16 protein-coding genes and 1 pseudogene are annotated in these 18213 nt (G+C 71.9%); 8 read left to right on the top strand and 9 right to left on the bottom strand.

Features of this window, described 5'->3' with window-relative positions:
* Nucleotides 1-18: 18 nt before the first annotated feature.
* Nucleotides 19-2643, bottom strand: a complete 2625-nt coding sequence (locus ABT137_RS07975) for a YfhO family protein (protein ID WP_502984488.1) — start codon at nucleotides 2641-2643, stop codon at nucleotides 19-21.
* A 196-nt stretch (nucleotides 2644-2839) separates the two neighbouring features.
* On the bottom strand, nucleotides 2840-3811 hold the full coding sequence (locus tag ABT137_RS07970) for a DMT family transporter (protein ID WP_351704229.1): 972 nt from the start codon (nucleotides 3809-3811) through the stop codon (nucleotides 2840-2842).
* 81 nt (nucleotides 3812-3892) lie between these two features.
* Here ABT137_RS07970 and ABT137_RS07965 point away from each other — a divergent pair, with 81 nt between their 5' ends.
* From ABT137_RS07965 to ABT137_RS07955, 3 genes are all read left to right on the top strand, one after another.
* On the top strand, nucleotides 3893-4801 hold the full coding sequence (locus tag ABT137_RS07965; protein ID WP_351704226.1) for a LysR family transcriptional regulator: 909 nt from the start codon (nucleotides 3893-3895) through the stop codon (nucleotides 4799-4801).
* 135 nt (nucleotides 4802-4936) lie between these two features.
* Nucleotides 4937-5932, top strand: a complete 996-nt coding sequence (locus tag ABT137_RS07960; RefSeq protein WP_351704223.1) for a phosphotransferase family protein — start codon at nucleotides 4937-4939, stop codon at nucleotides 5930-5932.
* Between the two features lie 94 nt (nucleotides 5933-6026).
* A complete protein-coding gene (locus tag ABT137_RS07955; protein ID WP_351704220.1) occupies nucleotides 6027-6461 on the top strand; it encodes a carboxymuconolactone decarboxylase family protein in 435 nt (144 codons plus the stop codon).
* Here the strand turns inward: ABT137_RS07955 and ABT137_RS07950 are convergent.
* Entirely contained in the window at nucleotides 6448-8934 is a 2487-nt protein-coding gene (locus ABT137_RS07950) for an alpha-L-arabinofuranosidase family protein (protein ID WP_351704217.1), read from the bottom strand. The genes ABT137_RS07955 and ABT137_RS07950 overlap by 14 nt on opposite strands.
* A 181-nt stretch (nucleotides 8935-9115) precedes the next feature.
* Between ABT137_RS07950 and ABT137_RS07945 the strand changes: the two are divergent.
* Nucleotides 9116-9553 (top strand): annotated as a pseudogene (locus tag ABT137_RS07945) (DUF6314 family protein); the annotation flags it as partial.
* 119 nt (nucleotides 9554-9672) lie between these two features.
* On the opposite strand, the gene ABT137_RS07940 reads toward ABT137_RS07945, so the two are convergent.
* From ABT137_RS07940 to ABT137_RS07930, 3 genes are all read right to left on the bottom strand, one after another.
* Entirely contained in the window at nucleotides 9673-10266 is a 594-nt protein-coding gene (locus ABT137_RS07940) for a histidine phosphatase family protein (RefSeq protein ID WP_351704214.1), read from the bottom strand.
* Between the two features lie 116 nt (nucleotides 10267-10382).
* The gene (locus tag ABT137_RS07935) at nucleotides 10383-10829 is read right to left on the bottom strand and encodes a GNAT family N-acetyltransferase (RefSeq protein WP_351704211.1); all 447 of its coding nucleotides are present in this window, start codon (nucleotides 10827-10829) and stop codon (nucleotides 10383-10385) included.
* Nucleotides 10830-10872: 43 nt separating this feature from the next.
* Entirely contained in the window at nucleotides 10873-12318 is a 1446-nt protein-coding gene (locus ABT137_RS07930; RefSeq protein ID WP_351704209.1) for an aminotransferase-like domain-containing protein, read from the bottom strand.
* On the opposite strand from ABT137_RS07930, the gene ABT137_RS07925 reads away from it, so the two are divergent.
* Together ABT137_RS07925 and ABT137_RS07920 are read left to right on the top strand one after the other, a co-directional pair.
* Nucleotides 12317-13279, top strand: a complete 963-nt coding sequence (locus ABT137_RS07925; RefSeq protein ID WP_351704206.1) for a DMT family transporter — start codon at nucleotides 12317-12319, stop codon at nucleotides 13277-13279. The genes ABT137_RS07930 and ABT137_RS07925 overlap by 2 nt on opposite strands.
* Before the next feature lie 13 nt (nucleotides 13280-13292).
* Nucleotides 13293-13493 carry a DUF1918 domain-containing protein gene (locus tag ABT137_RS07920; protein ID WP_351704203.1) on the top strand — a complete coding sequence of 67 codons (201 nt, stop codon included), beginning with the start codon at nucleotides 13293-13295 and terminating at the stop codon, nucleotides 13491-13493.
* 21 nt (nucleotides 13494-13514) lie between these two features.
* Here the strand turns inward: ABT137_RS07920 and ABT137_RS07915 are convergent, their stop codons facing one another.
* On the bottom strand, nucleotides 13515-14747 hold the full coding sequence (locus tag ABT137_RS07915) for a glycoside hydrolase family 10-like protein (RefSeq protein WP_351704200.1): 1233 nt from the start codon (nucleotides 14745-14747) through the stop codon (nucleotides 13515-13517).
* A 171-nt stretch (nucleotides 14748-14918) separates the two neighbouring features.
* Between ABT137_RS07915 and ABT137_RS07910 the strand changes: the two genes are divergently transcribed.
* Together ABT137_RS07910 and ABT137_RS07905 are read left to right on the top strand one after the other, a co-directional pair.
* Nucleotides 14919-15779 (top strand): 3-hydroxybutyryl-CoA dehydrogenase, encoded by an 861-nt coding sequence (locus ABT137_RS07910; protein WP_351704197.1) that lies wholly within the window; start codon nucleotides 14919-14921, stop codon nucleotides 15777-15779.
* A 221-nt stretch (nucleotides 15780-16000) separates the two neighbouring features.
* Nucleotides 16001-16258 (top strand): hypothetical protein, encoded by a 258-nt coding sequence (locus tag ABT137_RS07905; protein ID WP_351704194.1) that lies wholly within the window; start codon nucleotides 16001-16003, stop codon nucleotides 16256-16258.
* A 7-nt stretch (nucleotides 16259-16265) separates the two neighbouring features.
* On the opposite strand, the gene ABT137_RS07900 is transcribed toward ABT137_RS07905, so the two are convergent.
* Nucleotides 16266-16802: an NUDIX hydrolase gene (locus ABT137_RS07900; protein ID WP_351704192.1), complete on the bottom strand. Its 537-nt coding sequence runs from the start codon at nucleotides 16800-16802 to the stop codon at nucleotides 16266-16268.
* Nucleotides 16803-16867: 65 nt separating this feature from the next.
* Nucleotides 16868-18208, bottom strand: coding sequence for an NsdA family TPR-like regulatory protein (locus ABT137_RS07895; protein WP_351704189.1), 1341 nt, complete (start codon nucleotides 18206-18208; stop codon nucleotides 16868-16870).
* Between the last annotated feature and the right edge of the window lie 5 nt (nucleotides 18209-18213).

Genomic DNA, 18213 nt, shown 5'->3' with positions numbered 1-18213 from the left:
CTTCCCCCTGGGGACGGGTCAGTGAGCGGTGGTCGTGCGCTCGCCGGAGCGGGTGGCGGTTCTGCGGCGTACGGCCGAGACGGTGCCGATGAGGATCAGAGTCAGCAGCGAGGCGCCGCCGACGGCGGTGCCCAGGCGCAGGCCGGGCGGGTGGAAGGTGCAGGTGAGGCTGGTGGCGGAGGCGCCGAGCGGGACGGCGATCAGGCCGTAGAACTCGCCCGCCGCGACCTCGTCGCCGCCCGCGGAACAGCGCCAGCCGGCGATCCGCGGGGCGGCCACCACGGCGGTTCCCGAGCTACCGGCGGGCAGTTGGGCGTGCAGGGTGCCGTCGGAGACGGTCACCTTGGTCGCGCCGGTGGACTTCAGGTGCTGTACGGCGGTGCGCAGCCGCGCGGTGTCGAGGCAGCCGACCGCGCCCTGTGCCGGGACGCGGCTGAGCCGGTTGGGCTTCAGGTCGATCCGGACCTGTCCCGCGGCGCGTACCGTGCCGAGCGGCTGCATCGCGGCGATCTTCGTGTTCTCGGCGTCGGACCGGAACAGCTTCTGCTCGCCGCCGCTGGCGAGTTGGGCGGTGCCGGAGTAGTGCGGTGCCCAGAGGAAGACGGAACTCCCGGGCCGGCACTGGGCGGTGATCGTCTGCACTCCGTCGACCAGCAGGCCCCGCGCCGCGTCGCCCTTGCGCACACCGCTGAGGGTGGTGCGGGGCAGCGTGTAGACGCGGGCGCCGAGCAGGAGTTCCTGATTGCGGTAGGGGGACGGGCCGAAGGCGGCCGGGGTGGAGTGCGCGGCGGCGGGCCGTACGGTCACCAGCGGCGGGACGTCCTCGCGGGTGACGGTGGACGGGCCGCCGCCCTGGGGCAGCCACTTCTGGTGCGGGTCCGGCGGGTTGTGCACCCGGGCGCCCACCGAGAAGACCGCGTCGGTGACGGGGTTGTCGAGGCTCTGCAGGCTGCGGCCGCGCGAGGTCCAGCCGTCGCCGAGCGCGGTGAGGGTACGGCTGAGGACGTCGGCGGTGAGGCTGCTGTAGTACTGGGAGCCCTGTCCGCCCACCATCATGGGGTCGTTGGCGACGGTCTGGTCGCGGCCGGGTTCGGTGCGGTACGCGGGCCAGGCGTCGGCGCTCGCGACCGCGTCCGCCTCCTGCTGCTGGCGGTCGCCCCAGGGGGCGTAGTCGTCCATCTGGCCGAGCCGCATCCGGGTGGCCACGGCCGAGGTGGCGGCGGCCTCGCCGAACTGCGCGCCGATCAGCAGCGCCACGGCCAGCCCGGCCAGCACCGGCCTGCCGTGCCGCAGGCTGAGCAGCGCGAGCCCGCCGAGCGCGCCCGCGACCGCGAGCAGCACCACCGGCCAGGTGTGGTGGCTGTGCTGCTGGGTGAGGGTGCTGCGGCTCGCGGCGGCGGCGATCAGGACCAGCAGCACGGCGGCCGCGCCGAGTGCCCGCAGGTCCGGAAGCCCGTAGGCCAGTGCATGCCAAGCGGCGATGACCAGCAGGGCGCAGAGCACGAAGGCCTGCCGGTAGGAGCTGCCGTTCGGGGCGGCGAAGGCGTGCCAGGCCAGGCTGGTCGGCGCCCACTGGAGGGAGAGGGCGACCGCGAGCACCAGGACCGTCCAGCCGGCCCGCACCCGGACCGGGACCTTCCGGTGGAAGGGCAGGGCGAGGGCGAGCACCAGCGCGGTGATGCCGACGTAGAGGGCCGGGGAGCTGTAGCTGTAGGTCGTCGGCAGCAGGCGGGCGAGCAGGTCCTCGGTGCCGACCGGGGCGAAGTGGCCCTCGCGGCCCGGGTAGGCGTGCTTGGTGCCGGAGTACACGACGATCACCAGCGGCGCGGCCAGGCCGATGCCCAGCCCGACGGTCACCCCGGCCCGGCCCACCACCGCGAGGGCGCGCCGCCACGGCAGCTCGGCGAGCACCAGCCGGAGCAGCAGCACCAGGGCGGCGCCGAGGGTGGCCATGTAGGCGGTGTAGAAGTTGGCGATCCAGGCGAGCGCCACGATCAGCACGCTGAGCAGCGGGCGCCGGCCGGTCATCGCCCACTCGCCGATCAGGCAGAACAGCGGGAGGGCGATCAGGCCGTCGAGCCACATCGGGTTGTACGAGGCGAGGGCGAGGCTCCAGCCGCACAGGGCGTAGGAGGCGCCCAGGACGCCGGCCGCCCACCAGCGGCCGCGGCGCAGGCTCAGCAGCAGCCAGGCCATGGCGGCACCGGCGACCGCCGTCTTCAGCACGGTGATCGCGTACACCGCGAGGTCGATCTCGTCGCGCGGGAAGACCGCGACAAGGACCGCGAACGGACTGCTGAGGTAGGTACCGAGGTCTGGCAGGAAGCTGGAGCCGTAGCCGGACTGCCAGTTCACGAGGAGGCCGCCGTCGGCCCTGCCGTGCAGCAGGTCCCAGAGGTGGGCGTGGAAGGGCACGTACTGGTTGCCGAGGTCGTTGACGCTGCGGGTACGGGGCCCGAACGGGTAGCTGCGGGCGATCACGTCGGCGGCACAGAACGCCACGGTGGTGAGAAGTGCCGCGAGCAGCGCGGCGGCCGCTCTCGGATGAGCGCGCCGCCATTTCACGGTGCCGGTTTCCCGTTCCGCTCGGCCCCCCGCCGGTTTCGCCCCCTGTTCACGCCCGGCCAGGACGGTGCGATTCATTCTGTACGGCCCCCAGATAAAAAACGGGGTCGTCGCTCCCCGCAGGTCGGTGTTTCGCCGACTTAGACGGGTAGAGGTTCCTGATGGTTGTGCCACGCCTGTGAAGTAATAAGTCGAATTCCGAATCCGTGTGCGCTACGGGAAAGAATTCATGACTTCAAAGCGAACAAAAGCTTTCCTGAAAGTGTTTCTCAGGTTAACTCCCCTGTGTGACGCCTGTAGCGGCACCGTGCGGGGCCGCGTCGCGAGTCGCCGCCGCGGAGGGTCCACGATGTGCGCGTTCGACGGCTTGACCCCAGTACGTCCCCGTGACGACGAGAGCGGCTCCGAGGACGGAGAGGCCGGTGAGCCGCTCGCCGCCGAGGGCGGTGCCGACCAGCAGGGCCCACACCGGTTCGGTGCCCAGCAGGAGCCCGGCCCGGGTCGCGGAGGTGCGCTGGACCGCCCAGGTCTGGGCGAGGAAGGCGAACAGGCCGCAGAAGAGGGCCAGGTAGAGGAGCTGCGCCCAGGTGACGGCGCCGGTCCGGGCCAGCGCCGGCAGCCCGGGGGCCGCGGGCAGCAGGAACAGGACGGCGCCGACGGCGCACTGTACGGCGGTCAGGTGCAGCGGGCGCAGGGCCCGGCCCGCGGTCACCCGGCCGACCAGCACCACATGACCGGCGCGGACCACGGCGGCCGCGAGCATCAGCAGGTCACCGGCTCCGGGGGCACGCAGCCCGTTGCCGGAGACGAGCAGTCCGACACCCGCCAGGCACACCCCGGCGGCGAGGAAGAACCGTCCCGGCAGGGCGACCCGGTCCAGGACCGGGGTGAGGACGAGGGTGAGGCTGATGATCAGGCCCGCGTTCCCGGCGCTGGTGTGGGCGACGCCGTACGTCTCCAGAACGAGGACCGCGGCCTGGGTGAGACCGAGCAGACCGCCGTAGACCTTCTCGTCCCGGGTGAGGCCACCGGTGAAGCCGCCGGTGGGGCCACTGATGGTGCCACCGGCGGTGCCGCCGAACCGGCGCAGCACGGCAGCGCACGCGAGCGCGGCGACGGCGTACCGCACGAAGAGAACGGTCGGGACGGGGAGGGCGTCCGTGGCGGTCTTCGCCGTCAGGTAGCTGGAGCCCCAGACGACGGCGACAGCCAGGAGCACCACGTCGATACGGCGGGTGGTCGGCATGCCGTTCACGATCCACGACCTGCATGTTGAAGTAAACGACGACCTTCTCAAACAACCCTTTAGCAGAGCTACACTCACGCCGTGGACGAACGGCAGCTGCGGGTCCTGCGGGAGCTGGGCGAACTGGGCAGCGTCACGGCCGCCGCCGAGGCGCTGCGGGTGACGCCCTCGGCCATCTCGCAGCAACTGCGGCTGCTCCAGCGCTCGATCCCGGTGCCGCTGACCGAGCGGGCCGGCCGCCGGCTGGTCCTCACACCGGCCGGGCAGGCCCTGGCGGACGCGGCGATCGGCGTGGAGACGGCACTGGCCCGGGCCCGCCACACCATCGACGCGTACGTCGACGAACCCGACGGCACGGTGTCGCTGGCGGCCTTCCACAGTGGGGCCGCCGCGTTCTTCCCCCTGCTGCTACGACGGCTGAGCGGGCCGGGATCCCCCCGGCTCACCCTCCACGACGAGGACGTGGCCCAGGCCGACTTCCCGCCCCTGACCCGCACCTACGACCTGGTCCTGGCCCACCGCCTGGACCACGCCCCGCCCTGGCCCCGGACCGCCACGGCCACCCCGCTGCTGCGCGAACCGCTCGACATCGCCCTGCCCGTCGGCCATCCCCTGGCCGCCCGGCCCGCCCTGACCGCGCACGACGTCGCCGACCAGCCCTGGATCACCGTGCACGACGGCTTCCCGCTGCTGGCCACGGTCGAGGCCGTCGCGGCGGCGGCCGGGCGCCGAGTCGACATCGTGCACCGCGTCAACGAGATCGCCGTGGTCGCCGAGGTGGTCGCCGCGGGCGGCGGAGTCGCCCTGATGCCCCGCTGGACGTCCCGCCCGCACCCCGGCGTCACCCTCAGACCCCTCGCCGGCATCGAGGCGCACCGCCACATCGACGCGCTCCACCGCCCCGAACGCACGGCCCGCAGGGCGGTGCGAACCGTTCTCGGCGAACTCCGCGAGGCCGCGGAGGTCATCCGAAGCAGGGATCACGGCTGACCGGATCCCGTATCTTCGGGAGCGCTCCCACACACTGCGCCGCGCACCCACCGCACGCACCCAACCGCACGCGCCCACCCGCACGCACCGCACCACACGCCCGCACCGCACCGCCGGACGAGAGCGAGTCGCCGCATGCAGAGCCTGACCAAGCGCCGGTTGTCCGCCGCCGGACTCGACATCCTCCTCCGCGAGGCGACGGGCGTCGGATGCCGGCTGGAGGAGGAGCTGACCGACGGCTGGTTCAACACCGCCTACCGGGTGCGGTTCGACGACGGCCGCGCGGCCGTCGTGAAGCTCGCGCCGCCCCCCGACGCTCCCGTGCTCCGCTACGAGCGCGGGATCATGGCGACCGAGGCCCTGGTCTACCGGCGCCTGGCCGACCTGCCCGATCTGGCCGCCGGGGCGGTGCCGACCCCCGAACTGCTGTACCGGGGCGACGACTTCCTCGCCGTCTCCGTGCTGCCGGGCACCCCCTGGGACAAGGCCGCCGAGCACCTCGCAGCGACCACCGCCTCGGCGCTGCGCCGCGAGCTGGGCGCGATCACCGCCCGGCTGCACACCCTGACCTCCGAGGACGGCCGGTTCGGCTATCCGGCGCCCGAGGCGGAGCTCTCCGCCCCCGACTGGCGCACCGCCTTCACGGCCATGGTGGACGCCCTGCTGGCGGACGCGGCCCACTGGGGCGCCGACCTCGGGGTGCCCGCCGCCGGGATACGGACCCTGGTGGCCGAGGGCGGCCCGGTGCTCGACCAGGTAACCGAGCCCAGGCTCGTCCACTTCGACCTCTGGCCGGGCAACATCTTCGTCGACGACCGGGCGGACGCGCCCCGGATCACCGGCCTCATCGACCACGAACGGGCCTTCTGGGGCGACCCGGCCGCCGAACTGGTCTCCCTGGAGTTCGGCGGGGACATCGGTCCGGACAGCGACCTGGTGGCCGGGTACCGGGCGGCGGGCGGCCACCTCGACTTCTCCCCCGCCCTGCGCCATCGCCTCGCGCTGTACGGCCTCTACCTGGGCCTGATCCTCGTCGTGGAGTGCGGCCCGCGCGGCTACGACGGGGACCATGCCGGCTGGACCCGGGGCTACCTGGCCGAACGGGTCGCCGCACTGCGCGCCCTGGGGTGACCTGGCGCCGGCTTGACCTGGAGCACACTCCAACTCCTAGCGTTCTCGCCATGACCGGCGGACAGCCGCTCCCGAGGAGAACGGAAGAGCTGACATGAGCGACAGCACCACCCGTGAAGAGCGTTTCGCCCGTGGTCTGGAGGTCCTGCGGAAGGTCGACGGCGAGGCCGGGCAGCGGGTCATCGACTCGCTCGCCGACATCAGCCCCGAACTGGGCCACCAGATCGTCTCCTGGGGTTTCGGCGAGATCTACGCCCGGCCCGAACTCGCGCCGCGTGACCGCCAGTTGGTGACCCTGGGCATGCTCACCGCGCTGGGCGGCTGCGAGCCCCAGCTGGAGGTGCACGTCAACGCGGCCCTCAACGTGGGCCTCACCCCGGAGCAGATAGTCGAGGCCCTGATGCACGCGGCCGGGTACTGCGGCTTCCCCAAGGCGCTCAACGCGACCTTCGTCGCCAAGAAGGTCTTCGCGGAGCGCGGGCTGCTGCCGGTCGGGCAGCAGCCCGCGCCGGACGCTACTTCTGCCTGATCCGCAGGAAGGTGACCGAGTTCGCCGGGAAGGTGTACGTGAACCTGTCGGCGACCCCGGTGAAGGTGGACGTGACCGGGGCGACCGCGGTGGACGTCTCGGTGTTCACCGCGTCGGGCGCCGCCGCGAGCGTGGTCACCTCGGCCTTCTTCGCGACCTTGGCGCCGCCGAGGTCGACGGCCGTACGGGCCGCCGCCGACTGGGCGTTGACGACCTTGACGATCAGGTCGCCGGTCTTCCGGTCCTCGGTGACGACCTGCCGGAACGGCTCGGCCGGCTTGTCGTCGGTGAAGCTGCCCCACTCCTGCCCGTCGAGGTACAGGGTCACCTGCCGGCCCCGCACCTTGATGTCGACGTCGTAGGCACGGCCGGTGTCGACCGACCCCGGCTTGGCGATCAGCGTCGACTTGCCGCCGTCGACGGCCTGCTCGACGGCGGTCTGGGTGTTGTTCCAGCCGCCGATGTTCCACCAGTAGTAGGTGCCGGTGTCCTTGACCCCGAAGGCGACCAGGAAGCCCTCCCTGCCGGACTTCTTGACGGCCTTCACGTGCAGGTCGTAGTCGTGCCAGCCGGTGTCTCCGGCGGAGACCATGGTGTTCTCGGCGGTGTCGGAGGTCTCGACGTACTGCCCGTCCTGGACTGCCCAGCTGCCACCGCCCGTGTGCGTCCACTGCGACGCGTCACCGGAGAAGTCGTCGGTGAGCAGCGTGTTCCCGTCGGCGTCCGTGACCTTGACGTCGTCGTAGGCGGCGCTGGTGTTCCAGGTGGACAGGCCGACGGCGCCGGTGATGGGGCCGCTGACGTCCGGCGTGGTGGTGGCCGTGCTCGGGACCACCCGGTCACCGACGTTGTTCATGAACAGCTTCTGGACCTCGTAGTTCGCCGAGCCCCAGGAGGCGTGGTTGTTGAACCAGACCATGTCCGGGCTCCACTGGACATAGTCCTCGTTGGCGAACAGCGGGGCGTAGGAGGCCAGTTTCACGACGTCCGCGTTGCGTTCGAGGCCGGTCATGTAGGCGGCCTCGGCGAGCCCGTTCTTGAAGGCGTTGCCGCCGGAGGCGTACTCGCCGACGAAGACCTTCGGCCCGCTCCGGTCGTAGGAGTCGTAGCGGTCGTTGTTCTGCAGGAACCACCGCGGGCTGTTGTAGTAGTGCTCGTCGACCATGTCGACCTTGGCGTCCTTGTTGAGCTGCCAGGCCGTGTCGAAGGTCGTGCCGGAGTCGTCCGGGCCGGAGTTGGAGATGACCTGCATGGAGGGGTACTTCGCCTGGACGGCGGTCCGGAACCGGGTGAAGCGGGCGAAGAACTGCTGGGGCAGGTTCTCCTCGTTGCCGACCTCGATGTGGGTGAGGTGGAAGGGCTTGGGGTGGCCCATCCGGGCGCGCAGCTTGCCCCACTTCGAGGTCACCGGCCCGTTGGCGAACTCGATGAGGTCGAGGGTGTCCTGGACGTGCCGCTCGAGCAGCGCGTCGTCGTCGACGGCCTGGTTCTGGCCGCAGCCGGTCACCAGCGCGGGTACCACGGGCAGCGGCATGGCGCCGATGTCCTCCGCGAATCGGAAGTACTCGTAGTAGCCGAGGCCGTAACTCTGGTTGTAGCCCCAGAAGTTCGCGTTGGTGGCGCGGGTCTCGACCGGGCCGACGGTGTCCTTCCACTGGTACGACCGCTTGCGCTGGAAGCCGGAGGCCTCGCTGTAGTCCTGCATCGAGCCGGTGTTGACCAGGCAGCCACCGGGGAAGCGGACGAAGCCCGGGTGCAGGGCGGCGATCTTCTCGGCGAGGTCCTTGCGCAGGCCGTTGGGCTCGTGCTTGTAGGTGTCGCGCGGGAAGAGGGAGACCATGTCGAGGGCGGCGGCATCCGCCGAGGTCACGGTGAGGCGGCCGGCGGAGCTGGTGCGGGTGGCGGTGAAGGTCGCCCTGTACTGGGCCCAGCCGTGCTTCTTCACGGCCACCCGGCGGGCGGTGGCGAGCGGGCCGCCGGAGTCCGAGAGGCCGACGGTGAGGGCCGTGCCGCTGTCGGCGCGGGCCCACACCGAGAAGTCGTACTTCTTGCCGTCCTCGACGCGGATGCCGGTGTTGTAGCCGGAGTTGGTCACGGCCGAACCGGCGGACAGGGACAGGTAGTCGCGGTTACGGGTGTTCAGCCGGCCGTCGTCGTCCACGACCTTCGCGGTGCCGGTGACCGTCCACGCGGTGAGCGGGGTGTACGACTTGTTGTCGTCGGTCGTGTACTCGAAGGACCGGTTCTGGACCAGCTCCGCGTACAGCCCGCCGTCGGCGGCGCGGTTGATGTCCTCGAAGAAGACGCCGTACATCGTCTTGTCGATCTCGGCACCCTGGGCGGCCGGGTCGACGGTGATGGCGTAGTCGGTGGTGTCCTCGGCGTGGGCGGGGGCCGGGAGAAGACCGGCGGCGAGCAGGAAAGCGCTTGCCCCCAGGCCGAGTCTCAGCCGGGTGCGCGTGGTGCGTGACATGGATACTCCGCGGCTCGTGAGGAGGATTACGTCATTCATGTCATTCGAAATATCGGACAACGATCAGTACTTCGAACGGCAAGATAGGGAGAGGGTCATGAGCGCGTCAATGGGGCGGGGGTTCCGTGCCTCGACCGCGGGCCGGCGCGGCGTAGGGTTGTGGGCCGACGAAGGGACGACCGTGGGCGAGTTCTGGCCGGTGACGGACGTACTGGCCCATCTGGCCGGACGGTGGCGGGTGGACCGGACCGTGCGGGACCTGGCGAGCGGGGCCGAGGGCCACTTCGAGGGGGCCACGGTGTTCCGGCCCCTGGACGGCGGCGGCCTGCTGCACGAGGAGTCGGGCACCTTCACCTGGCAGGGCGTGGCCCGGCCGGCCGAACGCACCCTGCGCTTCCTGCCCGGCCCACGCCCCGGCACGGCGGACGTGCGCTTCGCCGACGACCGCCCCTTCCACGACCTGGACCTGGCGTCGGGCCGGTACGTCGCCGACCACCCCTGCTCGGCCGACCTCTACCGCGGCGAGTTCACCGTCCAGGACACCGACCACTGGCGCACGGTGTGGCGCGTGGGTGGCCCGGCGAAGGACCTGGTGCTGACGACCGACTACGTGCGCGAGGAGCGCCCCAAAGGGGCGCTGGGCCGAATCGAACGTGCGGCTACCGCCGCGTGGGCGCGACCAGCCACAACGGCGCCGCACCCGACCGACGCCCCAAGTCGGCCCTCCCAGCGGAGCGCCTACGCACGGGACGTCTGAGCCGACGCCGTGTCGAAGCGCAGGTTCCAGCGGCCGCCCCGGCCCGTCACCGTGGTCGTCGAGAGCGGGCGGACGTCGATGTTCCAGTAGGTCGAGGGCGGGGCCTTGAGGGCATAGACGAGGGCGGCCCGGATCACCGAGGGCTCGGCGACCGCGACGATACGGTCGCCGTCGTCCACGGGGCGGGTGTCGAGCCAGCCGCCGACCCGGGTGATGAACGCCAGCAGCGACTCGCCGCCGTGCGGGTTGCCGCGTGGGTCGGAGAGCCAGGCGTCCACCTGGTCCGGCTCCCTGGCCATCGCCTCGCCCAGCGTCAGCCCGCGCCAGCGGCCCATGTCGCAGTCGCGCAGGGCGAGCTGGACCAGCGGGGCATAGCCCAGGGCCTCGCCGGTCGCGCGGCTGCGCGGAGTCGGCGAGCAGTAGCGCAGCTCGGCCGCCGCGAGAGGCATCAGCTCACCGGCGACGCGCTGCACCTCTTCCCAGCCCGCCTGGTCCAGCGGGCGGTCGTCCTGGAAGCGCTCCGCGAGCAGCGGTGAGCTGCGCGCGGCCGCGACGAACGTGACCCGAAGTGGCATGCGGCGATGGTGTGACGCGCATGTGCGCAGGTCAAGGGCGATTGGGCTGTGAGTTGTCGGACGTGGAGGAAATGTTACTCAGAGGTCAGGAGGAGTCCGACAAGTCGGCCGGAATGTCACTCGGGCGACGTGTAGTAGAGCGCCATCCACTGGTCCGGGTGTTCGAGCGGGGCAAATCCGAGCTTCTCGTAGACCCCGTGGGCGTCGTGGGTGGCCAGGAGCACGCGTCGCACGCCGTTCGGCCGCAGGTGCTCGCGGACCGCGCCGACCATCGCCGTGCCGACGCCCTTGCCGCGCACCGAGGGGTCGACGTAGACGTCGCACAGCCAGGCGAACAGCGCCTGGTCGGTCACCACGCGCGCGTACGCCACCTGCTCCCCGGTGACGGTGTCGTAGACCCCGAAGTTGAGCGAGCCCGCCATCGCGCGCTCGTGCTGGTCCAGCGGGCGGCCGGTCGCCCAGTAGGCGTCGGTGGACAGCCAGCGGTGGACGCGCTCGACGTCCACGCGGTCGGTGTCGGCGGAGAACTCGTAGCCCTCGGGGAGGCCGGGTGCGTCACTCATGCGGGGATCCTCGCCGGTCGGGCGCGCCGGCGTCGATCGGATTTCAGGGTCCGGTCCGCAGCACCTCGTCGCACGCGGCCCGCAGCCGTCGTACTCCCTCCAGGATCTCCCCCGTCCCCGCGACCGCGGCGAAGCTCAGGCGGACGTGGGCGGCCGGGGCCTCGGCGCTGAAGTACGGGCGGCCGGGGGTGATGGCGACCCCTGCCCGGAGGGCGGCCGCGGTCAGGGTGGCGTCGTCGATGCCGTCGGGCAGGCGCGGCCAGAGGTGGTAGCCGCCGGAGGGGATGTGCGGGAGGACGAGTTCGGGGAGCTGGTGGGCGAGGGCGCCGGTGAGGGTGTCACGGCGGATCTTCAGCTCGGCCGCGAGATGGCGCAGGTGGCGGGGCCAGGCCGGGGAGCCGACCAGTTCGAGGGCGGCCTCCTGGAGCGGGCGCGGGACGAAGAAGGTGTCGACGATCTGGATGGCGCGCAACCGTTCCAGGACCGGGCCGCGTGCGGCCAGGGCGGCCACCCGGAAGCTCGGCGAGGTGGCCTTGGTGAGCGAGCCGACGTGGACGACGACTCCGTCGGGGTCGTCGGCCGCCAGCGGGCGGGGCAGCGGGCCCGCGTCGGCGTGCACCAGCCGTCGCACGTAGTCGTCCTCGATCACGAACGCGCCGGCAGCGCGGGCGATGCGCAGCACCTCGGCGCGGCGGTCGGGGGCCAGGACGGCACCGGTCGGGTTCTGGAAGAGGGGCTGGCAGACGAACACCCGGGCGCCGGTGGCCCGGAAGGCGTCGGCGAGGAGGGCGGGCCGCACCCCGTCGGGGTCGACCGGGACCGGGACCGGGCGCAGGCCGGCGGCACGGGCGATGGCGAGCATGCCGGGGTAGGTGGGCGACTCGACCAGGACCGGGGCACCGGGCGGGGCGAGCGCGCGCAGGGCGGTGGCCAGGGCGGACTGGCCGCCGGCCGCGATCAGCACCTCGGCGGCGGTGACGGTGCCGCCGATGTCGCGGGCGAACCACTCGCGCAGCTCCGGCAGTCCGTCGAGCGGCGGCCGGCCCCAGGCGCCGGGGCGGCGGCCGGCCCGCGCCAGAGCCGCCGCCATCGCGCGCTCGGGCTCCAGGGAGGCGTGCAGGTAGCCGCCGCTGAGTTCCAGCACGCCGGGCGGCGGGGCGGCCAGGCACACCGTGACCCCGGACGCGTCGACGGTGCGCGGGACCACGTCGAGGGCGCCGTCGGCACTGAGCGCCACTTCCTGCCAGGAGGTGTCCCCGACGGGCTCGGCCGTGCTGCGCGGCGGGGCCTTGAAGGCGCCGGCGCCGGGCCGGGTGACGACCAGGCCCTCCGCGACCAGCTGAGCCAGCGCCCGGGAGACGGTCACCGGGCTCACCCGGAACCGCTCGACGAGGGCCCGGCTCGACGGGAGCTTTCCACCCGATGAGTAGCGGTCAAGGTCCCGTCGCAGCTGTTCCGTCAGTTCTGCCACACTGCTACGCTCTTGCATGAAAGCCCAGAGTAGCGCTACCGATCCGACTTCGATAGCGGTCGGCACTCCCCCGGCCGACGCCCCGGCCCCGCACCCGGCCCCTCCCCCGGCCGCCCATCCCTCCCCGCGGCTCGGCACCCTGCAGGCCGCGCTCGGTGTCGTCGCCTTCTCCCTCACCTTCCCGGCCACGGCCTGGGGCCTGGAGGGCTTCGGGCCCTGGGCGCTGGTGGCGGTGCGGAGCGTGCTGGCGGCGGCCATGGCGGGCAGTTGCCTGCTCTTCCTGCGGGTACGGCTGCCCGAGCGCCGGCACTGGGCGGGGCTGGCGGTCGTCGCGGCCGGGGTCGTGCTCGGCTTCCCGATGCTGACCACGCTCGCCCTGGAGACCTCCACCACCTCGCACGCGGCCGTCGTGGTGGGCCTGCTCCCGCTCACCACCGCCCTCTTCTCGGCCCTGCGCACGGGCATCCGCCCGTCCCGCACCTTCTGGGCGGCGGCCCTGGCGGGCGCGGCGGCCGTGCTGGCGTTCACGGTCGCCCAGAGCGGCGGGGAGCTCACGGCCGCCGACGGCTACCTGTTCGCGGCCCTTGTGGTGTGCGCGGCCGGTTACACCGAGGGCGGCCGGCTGGCCCGGATCATGCCGGGCTGGCAGGTCATCGGCTGGGCGCTCGTGGGCTGCCTGCCGCTGACCGTGCCGGCCGCCGTGGTCGCGCTGTCGTACGAGCCGGTCGTCTGGAACGCGCACGGGGTGGCCGGTGTGCTGTGGGTGGCGGCGGGCTCGCAGTTCCTCGGCCTGGTGGTCTGGTACCGGGGGATGGCGGCCGTCGGCATTCCGAAGGCCAGCCAGTTGCAGTTGGCCCAGCCGCTGCTCACACTGGTGTGGTCGGTGCTGCTGCTGGGCGAGCACCTCACCGCGGCCGCTCCACTCACGGCCGCCGCCGTGCTCGTGTGCATCGCCGTCACCCAACGATCGCGATCGTGAGGAGGCCCTGGAGATGCGTGCATCCGAGGGCGACCAGCTTGTCCAGCACGGCAGGGTGGTCGGACAGCACGACCAGGTCTCGGAGATCGTCCAGGTACTCGGCCCCGAGGGCAACCCGCCCTACCGGGTCCGCTTCGAGGACGGCCACGAGGCCATCATGTCCCCCGGTCCCGACTGCCAGGTCAGGCACCGGGAGATCCACGAACAGCACTAGCTGCGGGCGAATGCCCGCAGGTCAGCTCGGTGGGGTCGCCGGCTGCTTGTAGTGGTCGGCGACCACCCGGGACAGTGCCCCGATCCGATCGGCGGCCACGTCCTTGGCCGCGAAGTACACGTGCCCACCGACCTGCGCATACCGGCCGGCCAGGGTGAGATGCCGGGACAGCTCGGCCGGGTCCTGCCAGGCCGAGGCGGCGCCGGCGGCCCCCGCCTGGTAGAGCGCCTCGCCGATGTACAGCCGCGTCCCGGACCCCTTGGCCACGCCCGCCCACCAGTCGACCACCTTGGCGTAGTCGGCGGCGGTGTTGCCGATCTGCCAGTAGGCCTGCGGCACGATGTAGTCGATCCAGTTCTTCTGCACCCATTTCCGGGTGTCCGCGTACAGGTCGTCGTACGTCTCGACGCCCGCCTTGGTGTCGGAGCCACGGGAGTCGGTGGCGGCGTTGCGCCACACCGCGAACGGGCTGATCCCGAACCGGGTGCCGGGCCGCAGCTTCTTCACCCCGGCGGCGATCCCGGTGACCAGCTTGTCGGTGTTGTCCCGCCGCCAGGCCGCCCGGGACGAGAAGTCGCCGCCGTGGGTGTCGTACGCGTCGTCGTCGTCGAAGGTCTGGCCGGCCACCGGGTACGGGTAGAAGTAGTCGTCGAAGTGGACCGCGTCCACCGGGTACTTGGCGACCGCGTCGAGGATCGCCTGCTCCACGAAGGTGCGGACGGCCGGGATGCCCGGGTTGTAGTAGAGCTTGCCGCCGTACCGCACCACCCAGTCCGGGTGTTTGCGGGCCGGATGGGAGGCGACCAGCTTGCCCGGGTCGGTGTGGTTGGCGATCCGGTACGGGTTGAACCAGGCGTGCAGTTGCAGGCCCCGGGCGTGCGCCTCCTTGACGGCGGTGCCCAGCGGGTCCCAGCCGGGGTCCTTGCCCTGGGTGCCGGTGAGGTACTGCGACCAGGGCTCGTAGGGCGAGGGCCAGAACGCGTCGGCGGTGGGCCGTACCTGGAACATCACGGCGTTGAGCCGGTGGTCGACCGCCTTGTCGAGAAGGGCGGTCAGCTCCTTGCGCTGGGCGGACGCCGACAGTCCGGTACGGGAGGGCCAGTCACGGTTGGAGACGGTCGCCAGCCACATGCCGCGCATCTCGGTGACCGCCCGGCGGGGCCGCCGCTCCGACGGCGCGGCCGCGCCCGGTGCCGCCGACGCCAGCACGGACAGGGCCGCCAACGCGAACGCCCTGCGAGACATTCGTGCCATCGCAAGCCCCTCTCACTCTCCGGATCCGCGCGGTCACGGATCGCCTCCGCGGCACAGGATGCCCGCACCCGGACGATCGATCATCGATACTTACGGGTAACGTGCTCGAACGGAGCAGGCGCCGGATCCGGAAGTCCTGCCGGCCGCCCGTAGATCAGCGAAGGGGACGATGTGACCGACATCGAGAAGGTCGGAGTCGTGGGCTGCGGCCAGATGGGAGCGGGCATCGCCGAGGTCGCCGCCCGCGCCGGTCTGGACGTGCGGGTCGCCGAGACCACCGGCGAGGCCCTGGAGATCGGCCGCACCCGGCTGCACACCTCCCTGGCCAAGGCCGCCGAGCGCGGCAAGATCAGCGAGGAGGAGCGGGACGCCACGCTCGCCCGGCTCAGCTTCACCACGGACCTCGGCGAGTTCGCCGACCGTGACCTGGTGATCGAGGCCGTCGTCGAGAACGAGCAGGTGAAGACGGAGATCTTCCAGGTGCTCGACCAGGTGGTGACCCGCCCGGACGCGATCCTGGCCTCCAACACCTCCTCGATCCCGCTGGTGAAGCTGGCCGTCGCCACCTCGCGGCCCGACCACGTCATCGGCATCCACTTCTTCAACCCGGCCCCGGTGCAGAAGCTGGTCGAGCTGATCCCGGCGCTCACCACGTCCGAGGGGACCATCAGCCGCGCCCAGGTCTTCGCCGAGAAGACGCTCGGCAAGCACGCGATCCGCGCCCAGGACCGTTCCGGCTTCGTGGTCAACGCGCTGCTGGTGCCGTACCTGCTCTCGTCCATCCGGATGTTCGAGTCCGGCATCGCGAGCCGCGAGGACATCGACAACGGCATGGAGATGGGCTGCGCCCACCCGATGGGCCCGCTGAAGCTGTCCGACCTGATCGGCCTGGACACCATCGTCTCCATCGCGAACAGCATGTACGCCGAGTACAAGGAGCCGCTGTACGCCGCTCCCCCGCTGCTCCAGCGCATGGTCGAGGCGGGCCGCCTCGGCCGGAAGACCGGCTCGGGCTTCTACACGTACGGCTGACCACGCCCGGCTGTTGCACCCGGCCGACTACAGGGAGCGATGCTCCACGGGCCCGGCACCTGCTTCGGTGCCGGGCCCGTGTGTTTCACACTCCGTGTGCGTCCCGGGCACGCATATGCCCTTCGCACACTCTCCCCACGCGCTCACCAGGCGAGTTCACTCTTCATGCGCATGCAAAGGGATGCGGAACTACACCCTCGATCACACAAAGGAGCGGACCCGTGGCCACCGAACCGGAGCATCCCGTGGTCCAAGGAGAACTCGCAGAGTTACGTCGTCGCCTCGATGTGGCCTACGCCCAGGTCGAGGGAGGGCTGAACCTGCTCAGCCACCGCACCAAGGAGACCGCCAAGGAACTGGACGAGCTCAACACCCGCCTGGCCTCGCTGGAACACGCCCGCTGGCCCCTGCCCTCCCTCGCCGCGCTCACCGCACTGGGCGCCCTCGTCGTCACGGTCTGGCAGGCGCTGGCCCACTAGCCCCGCTCTAGTCGTCGGCGAGCCTCATGTGGTGCAGCAGGAGTAACGCGGCCGCCATGTTGGCGGCCGGAACCTCCCCGCGGGCGATCATGTCCGGGACGAGCTTGAGGGGGACCCACTCCCGGCGGTCCGATTCGAAGTCGTCCACGGGGTGTCCGACGTACTCGCCCTCGTCGGACCAGTAGATGTGGTGCCGGGCGTCGGTGAGGCCGTTGGACGGCTCCACGGTCATCAGATGGTGCAGGGTTCCCGGCCGCCAGCCGGTCTCCTCCTCCAGTTCCCTGGCGGCCGCGACGGCGATGTCCTCGCCGTCCTCGACGACTCCCGCCGCGAGTTCCCAGCCCCAGCTGTCGGTGATGAAACGGTGGCGCCACAGGAGGAGGACCTCGCCCGCCTCGTTGACCACCGTCGCCACGGCCACCGGCCGCAGCCGTATCAGGAAGTGGTCGAGGTGCCGGCCGTCCGGCAGCTCTACATCAGCGAGATTCACGCTGAACCAGCGGTTTTCATACACAGTTTGTTCGTTCTGTTTCGTCCACTGCACGGTTCTGCCACCTTCCGCCGAGTAAGTGGCAATATCGCAGCAGCGGCTTCGAAGGCCTACCGCGCCTAGAGCGGTACGCGCAGTGCGCCGTCGATCAGCTCGGCGGCCTCGGCGGTTCCGGCACCGCCGCTGCGCACCAGGTGCTCGCGTACCGCGCGGAGTCTGTCGCGCAGGCGCTGCGACTCCATTCCGCGGGCCTGCTCGGCCATCTGCACGGCCGTGGCCACCGCGTTCTCGGCGTTTCCCTGGCGCAGTTCGATGGTGCTCAGCATGGCGAGCCGGTGCACCCGCCCCCGGTCGTGGGCGGGGTTGTCGACGGCGGCCGCGGCATGCTCCCGGGCCGCGGCGAGTTCACCGAGGCTGAGCAGCGCCTCGGCCACCTGCACGTTGACCAGGCCGGGCTGGACATAGCCGGTCTCGTCGGGCTCGTGGCCCCGCCGGATGCGTTCGGCGGCCGACTCGGCCCGCCGGATGCAGGACAGCGCGCTCGTGCCGTCGCCGAGGTGGGCGTACGCCTTGGCCTGCATCGCGTAGAGGTCGGAGGCGAGGGCGGGGGTGATGTGCTTGCCCGCGGTGCGCAGGGCGGCCTCCGCGAAGGCGACGGCCTGTCGGAACTCCCGCATGAACAGCGCCTGGTTGACGAGGAGCGCGATGACGTACGCGCCAAGTCCCCGGTCGCCGCTGGCCTTCGACAGGCGCAGCGCCTGGTGGAAGTAGCGCTGGGCGAGGCCGTGGGCGTCGGAGTCGTAGGCGCAGATTCCGGCGATCGCCACCAGTCCCCCGGTGGCGCGGTGCAGTTGACGGCCCGTGGCATCGGTGTAGCTGCCGCGCAGCAACGGCGCCGCCTCGGCGTTGAGGAAGCCGACGATCCGGGTGCGGGTGGCCATGCCGCCGGCCTTGCGGTACATCTGCTCGTAGTGCGCCCGGGCCGCGCGCAGCATCTCCAGGTCGGCCGGGGTGACCCGGTGCCGCCCGCCCCGCGAGACGTCGACGTCCTCCGGGGGGTTCTCCCACTCCCACACCGGCATCACGGCGGGCGTGCCGGTGACGGCGGGGGCGCCGAGTATGTGCGGGCGCTGCTGTTCGTCGGAGCGCCACAGGGCGGTGGCCCGTTCGACGAAGCCGGAGAGCGAGGTGGCGTGCGGGACGCTGGGCTCGCCGGGTACGCCGAGGCCGATGTCGTCGAGGGTGACCGGCCGGTGCAGCCGGGCCGCGAGCACCTCGCAGATCAGGTCGGGCACCTGGCCGCGCGGCCGCTGGCCCTTCAACCACCGGGCGACGGCGGTGTGTTCGTAGCGCAGCGTGAGTCCACGGGCCCGGCCCGCCTGGTTGACGTGGGCGGCGAGACCGGCGTGCGAGATCCCCGCCTCGTCCAGGATCGCGTCGAGCAGAGAGTTGGGCTGCATGGATG

This window comes from Streptomyces sp. NPDC001980 (genome assembly GCF_040296885.1).
Classification (GTDB): Bacteria; Actinomycetota; Actinomycetes; order Streptomycetales; family Streptomycetaceae; genus Streptomyces.
Note: the sequence above shows the minus strand (reverse complement) of the source record. Positions and strands in the feature narration are given on the sequence as shown.

What these genes read in the sequence shown, in the direction of transcription:
- ABT137_RS07920 (WP_351704203.1), top strand. Translation starts at nt 13,293, where the DNA reads ATGCGTGCATCCGAGGGCGACCAGCTTGTCCAGCACGGCAGGGTGGTC.
- ABT137_RS07955 (WP_351704220.1), top strand. Translation starts at nt 6,027, where the DNA reads ATGAGCGACAGCACCACCCGTGAAGAGCGTTTCGCCCGTGGTCTGGAG.
- ABT137_RS07925 (WP_351704206.1), top strand. Translation starts at nt 12,317, where the DNA reads ATGAAAGCCCAGAGTAGCGCTACCGATCCGACTTCGATAGCGGTCGGC.
- ABT137_RS07930 (WP_351704209.1), bottom strand. Translation starts at nt 12,318, where the DNA reads ATGCAAGAGCGTAGCAGTGTGGCAGAACTGACGGAACAGCTGCGACGG.
- ABT137_RS07895 (WP_351704189.1), bottom strand. Translation starts at nt 18,208, where the DNA reads ATGCAGCCCAACTCTCTGCTCGACGCGATCCTGGACGAGGCGGGGATC.
- ABT137_RS07960 (WP_351704223.1), top strand. Translation starts at nt 4,937, where the DNA reads ATGCAGAGCCTGACCAAGCGCCGGTTGTCCGCCGCCGGACTCGACATC.
- ABT137_RS07935 (WP_351704211.1), bottom strand. Translation starts at nt 10,829, where the DNA reads ATGAGTGACGCACCCGGCCTCCCCGAGGGCTACGAGTTCTCCGCCGAC.
- ABT137_RS07915 (WP_351704200.1), bottom strand. Translation starts at nt 14,747, where the DNA reads ATGGCACGAATGTCTCGCAGGGCGTTCGCGTTGGCGGCCCTGTCCGTG.
- ABT137_RS07970 (WP_351704229.1), bottom strand. Translation starts at nt 3,811, where the DNA reads ATGCCGACCACCCGCCGTATCGACGTGGTGCTCCTGGCTGTCGCCGTC.
- ABT137_RS07950 (WP_351704217.1), bottom strand. Translation starts at nt 8,934, where the DNA reads ATGTCACGCACCACGCGCACCCGGCTGAGACTCGGCCTGGGGGCAAGC.
- ABT137_RS07940 (WP_351704214.1), bottom strand. Translation starts at nt 10,266, where the DNA reads ATGCCACTTCGGGTCACGTTCGTCGCGGCCGCGCGCAGCTCACCGCTG.
- ABT137_RS07975 (WP_502984488.1), bottom strand. Translation starts at nt 2,643, where the DNA reads ATGAATCGCACCGTCCTGGCCGGGCGTGAACAGGGGGCGAAACCGGCG.